General features: G+C 50.5%; 12 protein-coding genes. 5 read left to right on the top strand and 7 right to left on the bottom strand.

All coding sequences use genetic code 11. The features are described 5' to 3' along the window. The first annotated feature begins 24 nt into the window (after nt 1-24). Complete coding sequence (locus AAHB90_RS13370; RefSeq protein WP_342085685.1) at nt 25-777, top strand: 5'-nucleotidase; 753 nt, start codon at nt 25-27, stop codon at nt 775-777. Further along, nucleotides 752-1,690: a metallophosphoesterase gene (locus AAHB90_RS13365; protein WP_342085684.1), complete on the top strand. Its 939-nt coding sequence runs from the start codon at nt 752-754 to the stop codon at nt 1,688-1,690. The genes AAHB90_RS13370 and AAHB90_RS13365 overlap by 26 nt, the downstream gene beginning before the upstream one ends. Nucleotides 1,691-1,886: 196 nt before the next feature. Here AAHB90_RS13365 and AAHB90_RS13360 read toward each other — a convergent pair whose 3' ends face one another. The 3 genes from AAHB90_RS13360 to AAHB90_RS13350 all read right to left on the bottom strand — a co-directional run bounded on the left by AAHB90_RS13360 (nt 1,887) and on the right by AAHB90_RS13350 (nt 5,439). Further along, nucleotides 1,887-3,500 carry a Na+/H+ antiporter gene (locus tag AAHB90_RS13360; RefSeq protein WP_342085683.1) on the bottom strand — a complete coding sequence of 538 codons (1,614 nt, stop codon included), beginning with the start codon at nt 3,498-3,500 and terminating at the stop codon, nt 1,887-1,889. Between the two features lie 20 nt (nt 3,501-3,520). Then, complete coding sequence (locus tag AAHB90_RS13355; RefSeq protein WP_342085682.1) at nt 3,521-4,846, bottom strand: cytochrome P450; 1,326 nt, start codon at nt 4,844-4,846, stop codon at nt 3,521-3,523. 113 nt (nt 4,847-4,959) lie between these two features. Beyond that, on the bottom strand, nt 4,960-5,439 hold the full coding sequence (locus AAHB90_RS13350) for a Dps family protein (protein ID WP_342085681.1): 480 nt from the start codon (nt 5,437-5,439) through the stop codon (nt 4,960-4,962). A 212-nt stretch (nt 5,440-5,651) separates the two neighbouring features. Here AAHB90_RS13350 and AAHB90_RS13345 point away from each other — a divergent pair, with 212 nt between their 5' ends. From AAHB90_RS13345 to AAHB90_RS13335, 3 genes are all read left to right on the top strand, one after another. Continuing rightward, the gene (locus tag AAHB90_RS13345; RefSeq protein WP_342085680.1) at nt 5,652-6,329 is read left to right on the top strand and encodes a lipid-binding SYLF domain-containing protein; all 678 of its coding nucleotides are present in this window, start codon (nt 5,652-5,654) and stop codon (nt 6,327-6,329) included. A gap of 9 nt (nt 6,330-6,338) precedes the next feature. After that, on the top strand, nt 6,339-6,539 hold the full coding sequence (locus AAHB90_RS13340; protein WP_342085678.1) for a KTSC domain-containing protein: 201 nt from the start codon (nt 6,339-6,341) through the stop codon (nt 6,537-6,539). Nucleotides 6,540-6,695: 156 nt separating this feature from the next. Continuing rightward, nucleotides 6,696-9,242, top strand: coding sequence for a TonB-dependent receptor (locus AAHB90_RS13335; protein WP_342085676.1), 2,547 nt, complete (start codon nt 6,696-6,698; stop codon nt 9,240-9,242). 199 nt (nt 9,243-9,441) lie between these two features. Here AAHB90_RS13335 and AAHB90_RS13330 read toward each other — a convergent pair whose 3' ends face one another. The 4 genes from AAHB90_RS13330 to AAHB90_RS13315 all read right to left on the bottom strand — a co-directional run bounded on the left by AAHB90_RS13330 (nt 9,442) and on the right by AAHB90_RS13315 (nt 17,406). Continuing rightward, entirely contained in the window at nt 9,442-11,154 is a 1,713-nt protein-coding gene (locus AAHB90_RS13330; RefSeq protein ID WP_342085674.1) for a GMC family oxidoreductase, read from the bottom strand. A 249-nt stretch (nt 11,155-11,403) separates the two neighbouring features. Further along, complete coding sequence (locus AAHB90_RS13325; protein WP_342085673.1) at nt 11,404-12,573, bottom strand: alpha/beta hydrolase-fold protein; 1,170 nt, start codon at nt 12,571-12,573, stop codon at nt 11,404-11,406. A 73-nt stretch (nt 12,574-12,646) separates the two neighbouring features. Then, nucleotides 12,647-14,179: a DUF1501 domain-containing protein gene (locus tag AAHB90_RS13320; RefSeq protein ID WP_342085672.1), complete on the bottom strand. Its 1,533-nt coding sequence runs from the start codon at nt 14,177-14,179 to the stop codon at nt 12,647-12,649. A gap of 2 nt (nt 14,180-14,181) precedes the next feature. Continuing rightward, nucleotides 14,182-17,406, bottom strand: coding sequence for a DUF1553 domain-containing protein (locus AAHB90_RS13315; RefSeq protein ID WP_342085671.1), 3,225 nt, complete (start codon nt 17,404-17,406; stop codon nt 14,182-14,184). Nucleotides 17,407-17,457 lie beyond the last annotated feature (51 nt).

Below are 17,457 nucleotides of genomic sequence, written 5' to 3'. Positions count from 1 at the left end.
GTAATTTCAGGTTTTAATTACATTATGAAAACTCCTTTCAGACGCTGTGTGGTACTTTTTACGGGCCTTGGCCTGCTGGTATCATGCCAGAAGCACCTCTCTGTTTCCAAAAGCGAATATAAACAGTACGGCATCGACCAGCAGGTCGGTGCCGATTCTGCTATAATCCGGTACTATCAGCCTTACAAGGACAAAATGCAGGCTGAAATGAACCGCGTCGTAGGCCAGACCGAAATCGCGCTTACGAAGCCTTCCGATCCTGAAACGCTTATGGGCAACTTCTTCGCCGATGCCATGCTCAAAGAAGGTTTGAAAAAGGATCCCACCATTCAATTTACGCTGGCGACCAAAGGCGGCTTGCGTACTACATTCCCCAAGGGCAACATCACTGTTTCGCACGTTTTCGAGCTTATGCCGTTTGAAAATGAAATGGTTGTGCTCAAACTGTCGGGGCAGAATGTGCAACAGGTCATTGATTTTATTGCCAAAAAGGACGGAGAACCGGTGGCTGGTATCCGCATGAAAATCAGGGATAATAAAGCCTACGACGTCACGATCGGCGGGCAGCCTTTCGATATTACCAAAACATACAATCTGCTCACCTATGACTATCTGGCCGATGGCGGTGACGAGCTGGAATGTCTCCGGAACCCGCTCGAACGCCGTGAGATCAATCAGAAAGTAAGGGAGGCATTGTTCGAAAGTATCAGTGACCTGACACGTCAGGGTAAGAAAATAACCGCTCAACTCGATGGGAGAATTGTTTCAGATAAATAGGAGAGATTTCCTCAAAAAGGGTAGCCTGGCTGCTGCTGCGTTGAGTTTGGGCACGCTACCCGCATTTGCCAAACGGGACTCTGTCGTACAATTGACGATTTTGCATACCAACGATGTGCATAGTCGCATTGATCCGTTTCCTATGGACGGCTCACGTAACCAGGGACTCGGAGGGGTAGCCCGCCGGGCGGCATTGGTCAAGAGGATCCGCTCCGAGCAGCCTAATTTACTTTTGCTGGATGCGGGTGATATTTTTCAGGGAACTCCTTATTTCAACCTCTATGGCGGTGAGCTGGAATTTACGATCATGAGCCAGATGGGTTATGACGCTTCCACGATGGGTAACCATGATTTTGACAACAGTATTGCCGGTTTCGTGAAGCAGCTTCCGCATGCGAATTTTCCGTTCCTGGTAAGTAATTACGATTTTAATAATACCGAACTGAAAGGAAAGACGCAACCCTACAAAATCTTCAAAAAGCAGGGACTAAAAATCGGCGTATTCGGGGTTTGTATCGAGCTGGAAGGACTGGTCAACAAAAAGAACTACCTGGAAACGGTTTATCTCGACCCCATTGCCAAGGCTAATGAAATCGCCTCGCTACTTAAAAATGACCAACATTGCGATCTCGTCATTTGCCTCTCGCATTTGGGGTATAAATACAAGGAAAACAAGGTGTCCGATCAGGTTCTGGCCAAATCAACGCGCAACATCGACCTGATCATTGGCGGTCATACGCATACCTTCATGAAGGAACCCGAAAATATTCTGAACCTCGACGGCAAGGTAACGACGATCAACCAGGTAGGTTTTGCCGGTATCAATCTCGGTCGGCTGGATTATTTCTTCGACCGGGAAAAGGGTGGGCAGAAGATGGTATCGGTGGTGCTGCCGGTGGGGGAGCGGGGTTAATGATTAAATGATTAAATGATTGAATGACTGAATGATTGAATGAGTGAATGAGCGGAATCAGCAGCTTTGGAATTGGAAACTTGCGAATAAGTAAATGAGTGAGTATCCATAGACTAAGGGATCAGTGGAATTTGTAGTGAATTAGTTAAAACATCAAACAAAAATTCACTTATTAACTCATTCAGTCATTCAAAATTCATTCAATATGCAGAAACTGCTGCCGTACCTTCTCCTCTTCCAGATCCAGCTGGGCTAGGTGCTGGCGGATGATCTCTTCTTCGTAAGTCTCCTTTTTATTGAAAAGGTGCAAAATGTGGCGCTTGTGTTCGAGAAGTTCTTTGTTAATTTCCTGAAAACGGGCGATGTAAGCGTGGCCGGCCGGTTCTTCTTCTGAATCGCGGACGTGATCCAGGAACCCGATATCGCTTTGCAATTTGTATTTCAGGCTTTGCAAAAGTTCGTTGTCATCAATTTCGCTCGCATATTTGGTATTGATCAGTTCCAGCGAAGCCTTGGCCAGCTTCCGGCGGATGATCACGTCTTGTTCCTGGGCGGACACTTCGTAATCACGCTCTTCGACTCTTAAGAATCGCACCAATGCTGGAAGTGTAAGGCCTTGAAATACAAGTGTTACCAGAATTACGATGAATGTGATAAAGAGGATCATGTTACGCTGTGGAAAGGGCTGTCCATTGTCAAGCAGGATCGGTATAGATAATGCGGATGCCAGCGAAACCACCCCGCGCATGCCGGCCCAGCCGAAAATCAGCGGCATGCGATAGCCGGGGCTACTGTCAGCCGTCGTGATGAAGCGGCTGATGAACACGGTGAAAATCGATGAACCAATCGTGCTGGCAATGCGTGTGATGATTACGACCACCGAAATGATTAATCCGTACTTGATCGCTTCTCCAAGCGATGCTTCCCCAAAGCCTTGGATTATCACAGGAAGTTCGAGGCCGATGAGCATGAACACAATACCATTCAGCACAAATCCCACTGTCGACCACACATTAATGCCCCGAATGCGGCTTAAATGGCTCAGGATGCTGTGCTGGTTGCGCGATAGGAACAGACCGCCGGTGACCACGGCGATTACACCTGAAAAATGAAATTCTTCCGCGGCAATATACATCGCATAGGGCGCTACAAATGTCAGGACTGTGTCGATACTCGGCGTGGTAGGGAGCCAGCGGAGGATGGCGTAAAAAACCAGGGCGATGCCCAGGCCCACGGCAAACCCCATGATGATGACCAGAAAAAAATTCCCGATCGCATCGGTCAGAACAAACCTGCCGGAGACGACTGCTACCAATGCAAAACGGAAGACGATCAAAGACGAGGCGTCGTTCAGCAGGCTTTCACCTTCGGCAATGGCGATGAGGCGTTTGGGGACTTTTACATTTTGCAGAATGGAAGTGGTAGCCACGGCATCAGGCGGAGAAATAATACCGCCCAGCAGAAAGCCCAGCGCGAGCGTGAATCCGGGTATCACCGCCTGCGATACGTATGCGATGACGCAGGAGGTGAATATCACGATAATGAATGCAAACGAGCCGATCACGCGCCGCCATTTCCAGAAATCTTTCCAGGAGGTCTGCCATGCGGCTTCATAAAGCAGAGGCGGCAGGAATATCAGGAATATCAGCTGCGGGTCGATCTCTACCGAGGGCAGACCGGGAACCAGGCTCAACGCGAGGCCGCCCAGTACAAGCACGATGGGGTAGGCGATTTTGATCCTTTGCGCCAACATAACGAGGAACATGATCACCACGACCAGCGAAAGGTAGAGAATAATGGATTCGTGCATATAATTTATTCAGTATCGGCTTATCGAACGTACAATTTAATACCGTTGGTCGACTTTAAAACAATCTGCGGATGCATTCCCACGCTGTAACCCGGTTCTCGCACAAAGTCGAAGCGTTTGACCAGTGCGGACAGCACCAGCTGCATTTCCATCAATGCAAACTGCTGCCCGATACAGATTCGGGGCCCTGCTCCAAAGGGGAGGTAATTAAATTTTGCCCGGTTTTTTACGGCTTCCGGCTGAAAATTTTCGGGGTTGAATACGCCGGGGTTTTCCCAAAGGCCGGGGTTCCTGTGCAGTTCAAAGATCGACATGAATACAGAACTCCCTTTTTGAATACCATAGCCCTCGATCTCCTGGTCGACGGTGCTCTCGCGGGTCATCGTCCATGCGGGCGGGTACAGGCGAAGGCCTTCCTCGACGACCTGCCGCGTATACGGCATTTGAATGAGTTGCTCGAAGGTGGGTACACTATCAAAAATTTCAGCCTCTTTCCGGATACGCGCTATGATCTGCGGCTGCGCGGAAAGCTCCCAGAGCAGCCAGCTCAGGCCGGTAGCGGAAGTTTCGTGGCCTGCTGCGAACATCGTGATCGCCTCGTCGCGGATCTGCTCGTCGTTCATTTGCTCGCCGGTCTCTTCGTCCTTGCTGTCGAGCAGGAGTTGGAGCAGGTCGTTAGGCGTCTCGCCGGACAGGCGACGTTTTCGTATAAAGTCGTAAACCAGGCTATTGAAATATGCCAGGTCGGATTTGAAGCGCCTGTCTTCGCCATTAAGGGCCATCAGTGGCAGCCGGTAGGGCTTGCGCACGCGTGTGACGAGGTAGGTTTGAGTGCGGCTAACCTGCTGGTAAATCTGCTCCTTATCCTCGGTATTCATGTTTCCGAACAGCGTCTTCAACGCGATGTCAGAGGTAATACCCATCATTTTGGCATCGATATCGATCGCCGCCTTGCCCCGGAATTGTTCCAGCTCTTCCAGGAATGCAGCCATAAGCTCGCCCATCGTAAGAAACAGTTCCAGCAGACGTTCGCGGTGGAATGCAGGCTGTACCAGCCTTCTTTGTCTTAACCAGAAATCTCCGTCGCTGATAACGAGTCCATTGCCAAGTACGGGCCTGAGCATCTTGACCGAATTGCCCTTTTTGAAATTCTTGTGGTGCAGTTGCAGCACATGCCGGAAAAAGGCGGGGTCACGCGTCACGATAAATTCTCTGAACAGCCGGATTTTGAAAGTATCGCCGCATTCGTCGAAACCCTGGCGGAGAAAACGCAGCGGATCCTTTGCAAAACGGATCGCGGAAAGCAAAGGAATCGGGCCGATCTTGAATTCGGGAATGGAGCGCATTGGATAGCAAACATTGAGAATTACCGCAAATAAACCAATCGCAGGCAAAATGCAATGCACAAAAAAGCCGCGCTTTATTTCAAAACGCGGCCGCGGGTGTGCATAGGTTTCATTTATTTCTTTCCGGCGAACGAGCGCAGCATCCAGGTGTTCTTTTCTTTGAACTGCATGAAACGGTTCACCATATCGTTGGTGCCGTCGTCGCCAGCTTCTTCGGTGGCCGTGAGAAGTTCACGTTCAAGGCTGATGAGCTTTCCGAAATCGTCAAGAATAGCGTCGACCATGTCCAGGTCTTTCATCCCGATCGTGTTGATCTCCCTGATCTCCGATTCGTTGATATAATCGGCAAAACGGCTATGCGGTGGCTTGCCAAGGGTGAGTACGCGTTCAGCAATTTCATCGATCGTTTCCTGCGCGTTGGTGTATAATTCTTCGAATTTAACGTGCAGGGTAAAAAAGTTCTGTCCCTTGATGTTCCAGTGGCAGCCTCTCAGTTTTTGGTAGTGAATATGATAGTTGGCGAGGTAGTCATTTAGCAGATCCACAACGGGTTTTACGTCGGTTTCACTCAGACTGATTGCTTTGGCATCCATATTAGTTGGGGTTGGGGATTGACATTGTTTCCGGTAATTCTGTCATCAAAATCATACCAACGGATCAGAAACGGCCGGGTAATGCGTTAAAAGTTGCGGATAATGTCGGATGACGTCACGAAACCTGTTTCTATTGTCAGAATGCGGTTTTCCGGGCCGGACAGGCACGATCCTTGATTATCTTTTTTCATACCCATTAATCCCAATAATCTATGTTCCTCAACAATCTGAAATCAATGAAAATGCAGGCCCTTCTGATGATCGGAATGGCTGTTTCGGCCTCTTCTCTCGCACAAAACAAAGAAGAAGAAAAGATCAACGCCGCCACCGCGGTACTGAGCGATTTTAATGGAATGCAAATACCGGCACAGCTACTGGAAGCCTCAAAAGGTATTATCATTATCCCAAGGATGATCAACGGCGGCCTGATCGTCGGCGGAAAACATGGCAGAGGCCTGGCGATGATCAAACGGGAAGACGGCAAATGGAGCGACCCGGTGTTCGTAACCATCACAGGCGGTAGCGTAGGCGCGCAGATAGGCGTGCAGGCCGTGGACCTGGTGTTGGTATTCAAAAGCGATAAATCGCTCATGAATATCGAGAAAGGCGACTACACCCTGGGGGGCGACGTTTCGGTGGCGGCCGGGCCGGTCAGCAAAAATGCTTCCGCTACCACCGATTACAAACTTGAAGCCGAGGTATATTCTTACTCCCGCGCCAAAGGCCTGTTTGCAGGTGTTACCGTGAATGGCGCCATGCTTGACGTCGACGTGCGGGCAAATACGGGTCTTTACGGCAGCAAAGCGACCGTCAAGTCTATTTTTACAGAATCTAACATTTCGTCCAAAGCAGTCGACCAGCTGCGCGAAGCATTGGATGATTTCAACTAAAATCCCGCTATGCCATCCGCCGTCGTTTCCAAAATGATCTACAACGAGGAAACAGAAACATTGCGCATTGTTTATGTTTCGGGGATGGTGTATGACTACAAAAACGTTCCCTGGGAGGTGTACCAGGCCATGAAAACCTCGGGCTCGAAGGGGACGTTTTTGAACAAACACATCAAGGGGAATTTTGAGTTTGAAAAGGTGGATGAGTGAGTGACCTGACTATTCATCGACTCAAATGAAAATCGCCTAGCGACGTATCTTTCTTCACTTTACAAAAAATGAGTGGCCAAATACCTTGAAGGCGAATTCAGATTTTTATTACTTTGCGATATTTCCGTTTGGCTATAACGGATGGTTGCGCACTGTATGAAAAACATTTTTACTCCGCTATTTCTCCTATTTTCAATTGTCTGTCACGCTCAAAGCCAGCCTGATACGCTGAAAGTCCGTGCGCTCGAAGAAGTTGTGGTGACGGCTTCGCGGGTAAACGAAAGCATTCTCGTTTCGCCGGTGAGCGTGCAGAAAGTAAGTGCTAGGGCAACCGCATTATCACCGGCATTGTCGTTTTTTGACGCGTTGGAAAATGTGCAGGGTCTGCACATGATCACGCCTTCGCTAGGTTTCAAGGTTCTGAACGCGAGAGGATTTTCTAATACTACCAATGTGCGTTTTGCGCAACTGACCGACGGCATGGACGTGCAGTCGCCGCATATCGGCGGGGCGATCGGTAACTCGCTTGGTCCGACGGATCTCGACATTGCCAGCATTGAAATTCTCCCTGGCACGGCCTCAGCATTATACGGGATGAATACCGTCAACGGCCTTGCGAATTTTTTTACCAAAAATCCTTTCAATTCCGAAGGACTTTCAGTTCAGCAGAAAACGGCTGTTAACCACCTGAATGACAGTCATAGTAAGGCAAAGCCGTTCACGGAAACGACGATCCGTTTTGCCAAAATCATTACCCCAAAATTTGCATTTAAAGTAAACGGCGCATTTACAAAGGGTTACGACTGGATCGCATCCGACCAGACCGAACTCAACGGCAATGCTAATAGCAGCACGCAGCTTTTCGGTGCAGATAATCCGGCTAGTGACCCAGTGAATAAATACGGCAACGAAAGCTCGAACCGGAAAACCATGACGCTTGGCGGCAAGCGTTACGTGGTAAGCCGCACAGGGTACCAGGAAGCCGAAGTGGTGGATTATAACTTGCAGAATATTAAAGGAGACGTGGGTCTTTACTACAAAGCAGCGCCCGGTGCTATGCTGACCTATACCTACCATTTCGGCCTGCTTGACAATGTGTACCAGCGCGCCAACCGCTTCCGTCTGGAAAATTACCTGGTGCAGCAGCACGGATTCCAGTACCAGTCGACTTCTGTGCAGGCTAAATTGTATATCAATTCTGAAAATACCGGCCGCTCTTACAACCTGCGTTCGATGGCCGAGAACCTAGACCGGAGCTATAAATCCGACAACGACTGGTATGCCGATTTCACCAAGGGCTTCAACGGGGCTGTTTCAGGCGGGGCCGTTGTAGCGGACGCGATGCGAGCGGCTCGTTTGGCGGCCGATGCAGGCCGTTACCTGCCTGGCACCGGCCGTTTCAATGCCCAGTTACAGAAATTGCAGGACATCAACAATTGGGACGTAGGCGCCGCATTGCGTGTGAAAGCGGATTTCGTGCATGCCGAGGCGCAAGTGAGCCTGACTGAAAAGTATCTTAAAGCATGGAAAGACAAATACGGACTGGATATCTTGCTGGGCGCCGATCATCGGACTTATATCATCGTGCCCGACGGCAACTATTTCGTGAACCCGGAGCCTGGAAAGGAAGGTAACAACATCACTTATGGCAAAACCGGCGGCTTTGTTTCCCTGAACAAGGATTTGTTTCGGAATAAATTACGGCTCGGTGTGATTCTGCGGGCAGACAAGAACGACTATTTCAAAACGACATTTAATCCCAGGTTATCGGCCGTTTATAGTCCGGTTCATGACCACAATATCCGCGTTTCGTTCCAGACGGGCTATCGCTTTCCGAGTATTTTCGAGGCTTACAGCAATGTCAACAGCGGTGGTGTGAAGCGGGTAGGAGGGCTGCCGGTAATGTCGCAGGGTATTTTTGAAAATGCGTGGCTGGCCAATTCGATTACCAGTTTCCAGCAGGCGGTTTTGAATGATATTAACCAGAATAGTCTCACGCAGGAGGTTGCGATCGAAAAAAATAAAGGTTTGCTTAAAAAGAACCCTTACACCTATGTCAAACCCGAACACACAAAAACCTGGGAGGCGGGTTACAAGGGTCTTTTCCTTGACGGGGCATTGTTTCTGAATGCAGATTTGTATTTCAACAGGTACAGCAATTTCATAGCGCAGACCAACATGAATGTACCGGTATCAACCGATGCAACGACGATTCCGCACGATTTGTACGATAAAGCCCGGCAGGCGCAATACCGGATGTACACCAATTCACGCTCGGTAATCAATAACTATGGTTTCAGTGCGGGTTTGAACTATCAATTAGAGAAAAAATGGGTTTTCGGGATTAATACTACCTTCGCGAAACTAAAAAACGCTGAAAATCAGGACGGCCTTGAAGATGGCTTCAATACCCCGAAATGGCTGTGGAACGGTTCCGTTTCCCGCACCAATCTGCTGGAAAGGTTCGATGCCACGATTTCCTATAAATGGCAGTCGGGCTATTTTTCGCAGACATTTCTTGTAACCGGCACCGTGCCCTCATACAGCAGCCTCGACGCGCAACTGACCTACCGACTACCTGCCTTAAAAAGCCTCGTCAAAGTCGGTGCCAGCAATTTGCTGAACAAATACTACGTCTCATTCCTCGGCGGCCCGTCAGTCGGAGGGATGTATTATCTGACGGTTGCTTTTAATGTGCAATGAGTGAATGATTGAATTTCGAATGATTGAATGATTGAATGACCCGCCGTGGAACGGGGAATGAATTTCGAATGAGTGAATGAATAGTCATGATTTGTCAATGGTGGTCTTGAAAGTTTAGAATAGCAGAGAAACAATATCTGACAATTCCTGACCATACCTTACTAACTATTCAATCATTCGGTCATTCAATCATTCAAAACTAAATATTCCCCTTCCGCATCTCCTTCACTGCATAATCCGCTGCCCGTGCCGTCAGGGCCATATAGGTCAGAGATGGATTTTGCGTTGCCGTTGAGGTCATACATGCGCCGTCGGTCACGAATACGTTCGGGACATGGTGCATCTGATTCCACTTGTTGAGCATCGAGGTTTTAGCGTCTTTGCCCATTCTCGCGCCGCCCATTTCGTGGTTTTCACTACCGGGATTTCGCTGGGTGTCGGAGGTTTTGATGTTTTTGAAACCGGCCTTGTCGAGCATTTCGCTGAGTTCGGTGTAAAAATCCTTCACCATTTTCATATCGTTGTCGTCAAACGACACATTCATACGCAATTGCGGAATCCCCCAGTCATCTTTCAGGCTTTCGTGCAGTGTTACAAAATTGGATTCCTTGGTAATTACCTCGCCCATCATTTGAGCACCCAGCGACCAGCCACTTTCGTCGGGTGCAAACAGGCCGGCTTTCAGTGATTCGCCGAGACCGTCGTTGGTATTTCCGGCTTTTGAAGCTGAAAATGAAGTCGCGTAACCGCGTAGAAAGTCGGTTTCCTGCTTGAAAACGTTGCGAAAACGGGGAATGTAAGCACCATTCGGACGACGTCCATCGGTGGTTTGATCATGGTAGCCGTCAAAATCTGCCGTAACACGGCCGCGGTAGTTGTGGAAACCGATGAACTTGCCCAGCACGCCGCTGTCGTTACCCAGCCCATTCGGGAAACGGTTCGATTTGGAGTTGAGTAAAATCAGATTTGAATTAATGGCTGAGGCATTGACGAATATGATTTTAGCATAAAATTCTTTCATTTCCTTCGTCTGCGCATCCACCACGCGTACGCCGGTGGCCCGTTTTTTCTTTTCGTCATAGATTACCGAATGCACTACCGAATAGGGACGCAACGTGAGATTCCCCGTTTTTTCGGCCCAGGGCAAGGTGGCAGCATTGGTGCTGAAATACCCGCCGAACGGGCATCCTCGCTGGCACATATTGCGGTGCTGGCATTTGGCACGGCCCTGCTGGGTATGAATGGGTTGCGGATCGGTAATGTGCGCGGCCCGGCCGATGATAACCGGCCGTGTACCTTTGTAATTTTTGGCTGTCTGATCGCTGAAATGCTTTTCTACGCAGCTCATTTCGTGAGGAGGTAGAAACTCACCGTCGGGAAGCTGCGGCAGTCCATCCTTGTTTCCGGAAATGCCCGCGAATTTCTCGACATAGCTGTACCAGGGCGCGATGTCCTTGTAGCGAATCGGCCAGTCGGTAGCAAAACCGTCACGAGCAGGACCTTCGAAATCGTAATCCGACCACCGCTGCGTTTGTCGTGCCCACAGCAACGAGCGGCCGCCAACCTGGTAGCCGCGCATCCAGCTGAACGGCTGGTCCTGCACATATGGATGCTCATAATCCTTTACCACGAAATGCATCGCATCCTCCTTGAAAATGTAATGCTTGCTGGCCATCGGGCTTGCCTCGCGAACGGCGAGTGGCGGTAATCCACGGTGTTCGAACTCCCAGGGCATCATGTTCGTAGTGGGATAATCCACGATATGTTTGACATCTCGCCCGCGTTCGAGCACGAGCGTTTTCAATCCTTTTTCAGTTAATTCTTTTGCCGCCCAGCCCCCGCTGATTCCGGTGCCAACAATGATCGCGTCATATGTTTGTGCCTTTGTGGCGTCGATATTAAAATAGCTCATGGTAGGTTTAGTTTTGAATGATTGAATGACCGAATGTGGCTAGGTGTGATGGTAAGGCGGTCATTTGTTGTCAGGTATTGTCATTCGTTGTCAGGTGTAGTTTTAGCTATAATATAAAGTCCGATACAGTGGCTATCCCTGACCATTATGACTATTTCTGACCATTCCTGACCATTTATGACCATTCCTGACTATTCGTGCCTACAACAACCATTCACTCATTCAGTCATTCAATCATTAATCGTTCAATCATTTAAACAAATTCGGCAGCAACTTATCGTGTAGGAGCATGCGCCAAGTGCCCCAGTCGTGGGCGCCTTCGCCGCCGATGAAATAGTCGTGTTTAATGCCGGCCTTTTCCAAAGCGGCATGTGTTGCGGCCGATCTTTTGCCTACAAAATCCAGCTCGCCGCTTCCTAGTCCTACCAGCAGGTAATCCACCTTGTCTTTGATTTTAGGATCGTTAAAAAATGCAGGGTTCAATTTTTCCGGTTCCAGGTCCCCTGCGCTCAATATCCCGAACGAACTGAACAGATCGATTGCATTGAAACCCACGGCTTCCGTGTGTCTGCCGCCCATCGAAAGCCCTGAAATAGCCCGCCCTTTCCGGTTTTTTACCGTGCTGTAATGCGCATCGACAAACGGAACAATCTGTTTGCGGAGCTCTTCTTCGAACAGTTTATAAGTCTTCTCTAAATGTTTAGGATCGCTGCGGTGAACGACCTGGTTGTTAGGCATTGCGATGATCATCGGCACTATTTTACCTTCTGCCAGCAGGTTATCGGCGATAAAATTGGCCCGCCCGTCCAGTGTCCAGCCCGAAGCCAGCTCGCCGCTGCCACCCAGCAGATAAAGCACCGGATATTTCTTCTTCGGGTCGTAGCCCGGAGGCGTGTATACAAACATCTCTCGCTCGCCGTTCAGCACATCTGAATGGTAAATTTGCCTCGCTATATTTCCGTGCGGTACATTGCGGGCGTCATAATACGCAGGCCCGCTTCCGTGTACGACCAGGTTGCTGTATCCCGGCTGGTTAGATGCGCCGGTCAGCGTGTTGTTCGGGTCGGCCACAGCCACTCCGTCGATCAGCAAGCGGTACACATAGATATTCGGCGTTACCGGCCCGACCGTCAATGTCCACAGCCCCTCACCGTCTTTCGTGAAAGGGATATTGGCCTTGCTTTTCAAAGCCAGCAGGATGGGCCCGCCGGTCAGTTCGACCTTCTGTGCGTCCGGAGCTTTCACGCGGAACGTAACGGTATGGTCGTCTTTCACTTCCGGCGAAATTACATTGCCGCCGTAGGGTATCAGCTGTTCGGTATTTTTTTGCGGCGCCCAATCGAGATTGACGTTCGCCTGCTGTGCTGCCGAAAGCAACGGAGTTGCCAGCAGCGCCGAGATGATCATGTATTTTTTCAAGGATTATCAGGATAAGTATTTCGGGAACATAGACGAACAAACGGAGGAGACACTCTCATCCGAAAACAACAGATCAGGCCAGAATATCTTTGACCAGCTTTCCATGCACATCCGTCAGCCGGAAGCGCCTGCCCTGGTATTTATAGGTCAGCCGCTCGTGGTCGACGCCCATCAAATGCATCAGCGTGGCATGGAAGTCGTGGACATGAACCGGGTCTTTGATGATATTGTAGCTGAAATCGTCGGTTTCTCCATAGCTAATCCCCGATTTGACGCCGGCACCTGCCATCCACATCGTGAAGCAACGCGGGTGATGGTCGCGGCCGTAGTCGGTGGCGCTGAGCTTGCCCTGGGAATAGACTGTCCGCCCGAATTCCCCTCCCCAGATGACCAGCGTATCGTCGAGCAGGCCTCTGCGTTTCAGATCCATGATCAATGCGCCCGTCGCCTGATCGGTCGCTTTGCATTGCTGGGCGATGGCTTTCGGGAGTCCTCCATGCTGGTCCCAGCCCTGATGGTATAGTTGCACGAATTTGACGTCCTTTTCGAGCAGTTTGCGGGCCAGCAGACAGTTGGCCGCGTAAGTGCCCGGGTCGCGGCTATCGGGGCCGTAGAGTTCGAAAACGTCATCCGGTTCGCCGGATGTGTCCATTACTTCCGGGACAGAGGTCTGCATTCGGAATGCCATTTCGTATTGCGCAATGCGGTTATTGATCTCCGGGTCGCCGTAGGCATCGTTTTGCAATTGGTTGAGTTTGGCCAGGTAGTCGAGCATTTCCCTCCGGTCATGGCCGTCGTAGCCTTCGGGATTATTCAGAAAAAGCACCGGATCTTTGCCCGACCGGAACTGCACGCCCTGGTGCCGTGATTCGAGAAACCCGTTTCCCCACAGACGTGCGTAAAGCGGTTGATCTTTAGGGGCATTTTTGGAAACCAAAACAATAAAAGTCGGCAAGTTATTATTATCGGTACCGAGGCCGTAACTCACCCAGGAACCGATCGAGGGCCTGCCGGGAAGCTGATTACCTGTCTGGAAAAAGGTAATTGCCGGGTCGTGATTGATCGCTTCCGAATAAATGGATTTGACAATGCAAAGATCGTCGACCACTTTGGCCGTATAGGGTAGCAGCTCGCTCACCCAGGTTTTGGTTTTGCCGTGCTGGTTGAACCCGTAAATGGAAGGTGCCATCGGCAGTACGCTCTGACTTGCGCTCATACCCGTAAGGCGCTGGCCTTTCCGTACCGAATCGGGCAGGTTTTGCCCGGCCATTTGAACCAGTTTAGGTTTATAATCAAATGTTTCGAATTGGGATGGTCCGCCCGCCATGAACAGATACACGACGCGTTTGGCTTTGGGTGCAATATGCGGCAATGCTTTCAGAATTTCCGATTCCAGGTCGCCGGCGGCTGCCGCGCCGGATTGCGCCACCGACTGGCGTGCAGCTGAGCCGTAGAGCTTGTCCAGACCGAATAGGGAACCTACGGCCACCGCGCCGAGCCCGAGCGAAGTCTGGGTTAGGAAGCGGCGGCGGTCCAGTTTCCGGTGAAGTTTGTTGAACTCGGGGGTATGCAGGCGAAAGTCTTCGTCTTGATGATGGTGCTGCATGGTTATCGTTTGGTTAAGCAGGCGTCGGAGTTGAGAATGGTGCTGGCAATTACGCTGTTGGCGGCGAGCAATGCGGGATCGAGTGTTTTGTCGATGGAATGCTGTCCTGAACGCAGCCAACCGACCGCCTTTTCGGGATATTTCCTGAATTTAGTTTCCTGCGTTTTTCGCAATGCGAGTAGCAGCTCAATCTCTTTCACAGGTGGTTTACGACCGGTGAGCTTGCGATAGGCAGTGGTGATGGACTGGCGTGGATCGGCCATTCGGGTCATTTGCTCACCCATTACCGCCATTGCTTCCACGAATGTCGGATCATTGAGCGTCACCAGGGCCTGCAACGGGGTATTGGTTTTTTGCCGACGCACAACGCAGAAGCTTCGCGAGGTGGCATCGAAGGTGGCCAGCGTAGGATTGGGCACCGAGCGCTTTACGATCACATACAAGCTGCGTCGGTAAACTGCATTGCCCGAATCGGGGGTATAAGTAGTATTGTTGATCGACCATAGCCCTTCGGGTTGGTAGGGCTTTATGCTCTTTCCGCCGATTTTGGTATTCAGCAATCCGCTTGCCATTAGTGCATTGTCGCGGATCATCTCTGCTGACATTCTGTTTGCGGGTCCGCGCGCATACAGGCGGTTCTCGGGGTCGTGCTCGCGTACCTCCCTGCTGGTGCGCGAATCTTGTCGGTAGGTAGCAGACATCACGATCAGCTTGTTGAGTTTTTTGATGTCCCAACCCGAATCACGGAAGGTAACTGCCAGCCAGTCGAGTAGCTCCGGATGGGTGGGTAGCTCGCCCTGATTACCGAAGTCCTCCGTGGTTTTGACAAGGCCTGTTCCGAAGAAATTCTGCCAGTATCGGTTTACAGCCACGCGTGCGGTGAGCGGGTTGTCGGCGTGGGTGAGCCATTTAGCCAGGCCGTAACGGTTTTTGGGTAAATTTTTCGGGTATTCCAAAATCGAAGCCGGTGTCGACGGAAACACTTTTTCACCTGGCGCATCATAATTTCCGCGAACTAATATGTGAGCTTGTTTGGGTTTGGGCATTTCCTGCATCACCATCAGCTCGCGGATAGGCTCGGTAGAATCCGAGAGCAGCGTTCGTGCGTCGCGCAGGGTAGCACGTGCCTTCGCGGTAGCAGGATCGACTGCCGAAATATAATAGCCTTTCAATGCGGCCAACTCGGTTGCGTTCAGGGTTGCAGCATTTTTAGAGGCGATTGCCGACCAGGCCGATTTACCGGCCAGAATACCGGTTTCAAATGGCGTCAGTTCCCGGTTATAGACGGTAACGTCATCTACTTGTGCATTTTTTAATCCGAACCCCCGCCACCAGGCCCCGATCTGCAAACCTGGTTGAACCGCTGATTTAAATAAAATTTCCTTCGTCAACTGATCCATTGTCGTTTCCATTGCCGCTTCGCGCCCGTTAACATATAATCTCAAACCCGCCGCTTTGGAGGAGCCATCGTATGTGACTGTCAATTGTACCCATTGATCTTTGGGGACAGGCTGTTTGCTGATCCGCGTAAGGGCGTCGGAAGGCGCGGTGTGCGCCATGTTTAGTTCAAGACGGTCGTTTTTAAGATACAAATGATAACCTCGGAAATTGTAGAGGCGTTCGGCCTGGCTTTTGTGCAGGATCACACCTTCTTTGAGTTCTTTGGGAATATTTACCCAAATCCCGATGCTGAACGGTTCCGATTTTCGGAACACACCGTCCTGGCCCAAATCGAGGTAAACGTCGCCGTCCAGCCGAAGGGCCTTGCCGTCAGATTTAGCTGTAAATACGGGATCTCCGCCCGGAGAACCGGCTTCCCGTTTCATCACCCCGGATGCTTTGCGATTGGCCGCATTCTGCAAGGAGCTGTTGTCAAAGTTGTAATGTGCCTGTAAACCGGCCTTGGGAAGTTGTTCCCTAGCCAGATTACGGTAGCTGCCGGCATCGATCCATTTCCTGAAACCGGCCCCGGCATCGCCTTGGATGGCTGCTAGCTGCTGTTCTTGGGTTTTGATCCTTGATTGGATAAACCGTAGCGTTTGTTCTTGCGCAGCGGTTGGTAAAAGCATTGTGGGCGTAGGCAGGGCATCATCCCAGGAAATCTGGCCGGCTTCCTTTACATTGTTGAAGAAGCTGAACAATTCGTAATAGTTCTTTTGCGAAATAGGGTCATACTTGTGGTCATGGCATTTGGCGCAACCTACCGAGAGGCCCAGGAAAGCATCGCCGAACGTATTGGTACGGTCGACGACGTATTCGGTCTGGAATTCTTCCTCGATAATACCGCCCTCCATATTCTGCTGATGGTTGCGGTTGAAGGCGGTGGCGATCCGCATATCCTTCGAGGGGTTAGGGATCAGATCGCCCGCAAGCTGCCAAAGGACAAACTGGTCATAACGCATGTTTTTATTGAATGCATGGATGACCCAGTCACGGTAAGGCGACATATCCCTCAGTCTGTCGACAGTATAGCCATGCGAATCGGCAAAGCGTGCCAGATCAAGCCAGTCGACGGCCATTTTCTCCCCGTAATGCGGCGAGGCCAGCAGCCTGTCTACCTGCTTTTCATAAGCATCGCGTGAATTGTCTTTTAGAAATGCATCCGTTTCGGCCATCGTAGGCGGGAGGCCGGTCAGGTCAAGCGAAACGCGCCGCAGCAATATTTCCTTCTCTGCCTGCGCCGAAGGTTGCAGCTTTTCTTCTTCCAGTTTTTTAAATACAAAATGATCGATGGGATTGACCGCCAGATTATCGTGCCGTGTTTCGGGGATTTCCGGCTTTTCAGGTTTTACAAATGCCCAATGCGGCTTGTATTGGGCGCCTTCATCTATCCATTTGATTAAAATTGCCTTCTCGCGCGCCGAAAGGGTGAGGTGCGATGCAGGCGTGGGCATGACATAATCCGGGTCTGCGGATATGATACGATGGAAGAATTCACTATCGGCCAGGTCGCCGGGATCGATCGCCGTTCGCCCTGAATTTTTAGACACTTTGTGGAATGCAGATTCGGCCATATCCAGGCGCAGACCACCTTTTTGTTTAGCCTTGTCGGGGCCATGACATGCAAAACATTTGTCGGAAAGTACGGGTTTTACGTGCTGGTTGTAATCCAGCTTGTCGGGCAGCTCCTGCATGGCAACCTCCACATCCTCGGGCAATTCAGGGGAGCAAGAAAAGAAATACGCCGCTGATATTACCGACAAAAAGACAACTTTAACATGTTTCATACCACCCGTAAAGCCCGTCCCGCTAAAAATATAATTTAATATTTATTAAAA

The organism is Dyadobacter sp. OTU695, assembly GCF_038440355.1.
Lineage (GTDB): Bacteria > Bacteroidota > Bacteroidia > Cytophagales > Spirosomataceae > Dyadobacter.
This window is presented reverse-complemented; position numbering and strand designations above follow the sequence as displayed.

Bases quoted from the DNA above. Each gene is read 5' to 3' on its own strand.
- AAHB90_RS13370 (WP_342085685.1), top strand. From the start codon at position 25: ATGAAAACTCCTTTCAGACGCTGTGTGGTACTTTTTACGGGCCTTGGC.
- AAHB90_RS13365 (WP_342085684.1), top strand. From the start codon at position 752: ATGGGAGAATTGTTTCAGATAAATAGGAGAGATTTCCTCAAAAAGGGT.
- AAHB90_RS13360 (WP_342085683.1), bottom strand. From the start codon at position 3,500: ATGCACGAATCCATTATTCTCTACCTTTCGCTGGTCGTGGTGATCATG.
- AAHB90_RS13355 (WP_342085682.1), bottom strand. From the start codon at position 4,846: ATGCGCTCCATTCCCGAATTCAAGATCGGCCCGATTCCTTTGCTTTCC.
- AAHB90_RS13350 (WP_342085681.1), bottom strand. From the start codon at position 5,439: ATGGATGCCAAAGCAATCAGTCTGAGTGAAACCGACGTAAAACCCGTT.
- AAHB90_RS13345 (WP_342085680.1), top strand. From the start codon at position 5,652: ATGTTCCTCAACAATCTGAAATCAATGAAAATGCAGGCCCTTCTGATG.
- AAHB90_RS13340 (WP_342085678.1), top strand. From the start codon at position 6,339: ATGCCATCCGCCGTCGTTTCCAAAATGATCTACAACGAGGAAACAGAA.
- AAHB90_RS13335 (WP_342085676.1), top strand. From the start codon at position 6,696: ATGAAAAACATTTTTACTCCGCTATTTCTCCTATTTTCAATTGTCTGT.
- AAHB90_RS13330 (WP_342085674.1), bottom strand. From the start codon at position 11,154: ATGAGCTATTTTAATATCGACGCCACAAAGGCACAAACATATGACGCG.
- AAHB90_RS13320 (WP_342085672.1), bottom strand. From the start codon at position 14,179: ATGCAGCACCATCATCAAGACGAAGACTTTCGCCTGCATACCCCCGAG.
- AAHB90_RS13315 (WP_342085671.1), bottom strand. From the start codon at position 17,406: ATGAAACATGTTAAAGTTGTCTTTTTGTCGGTAATATCAGCGGCGTAT.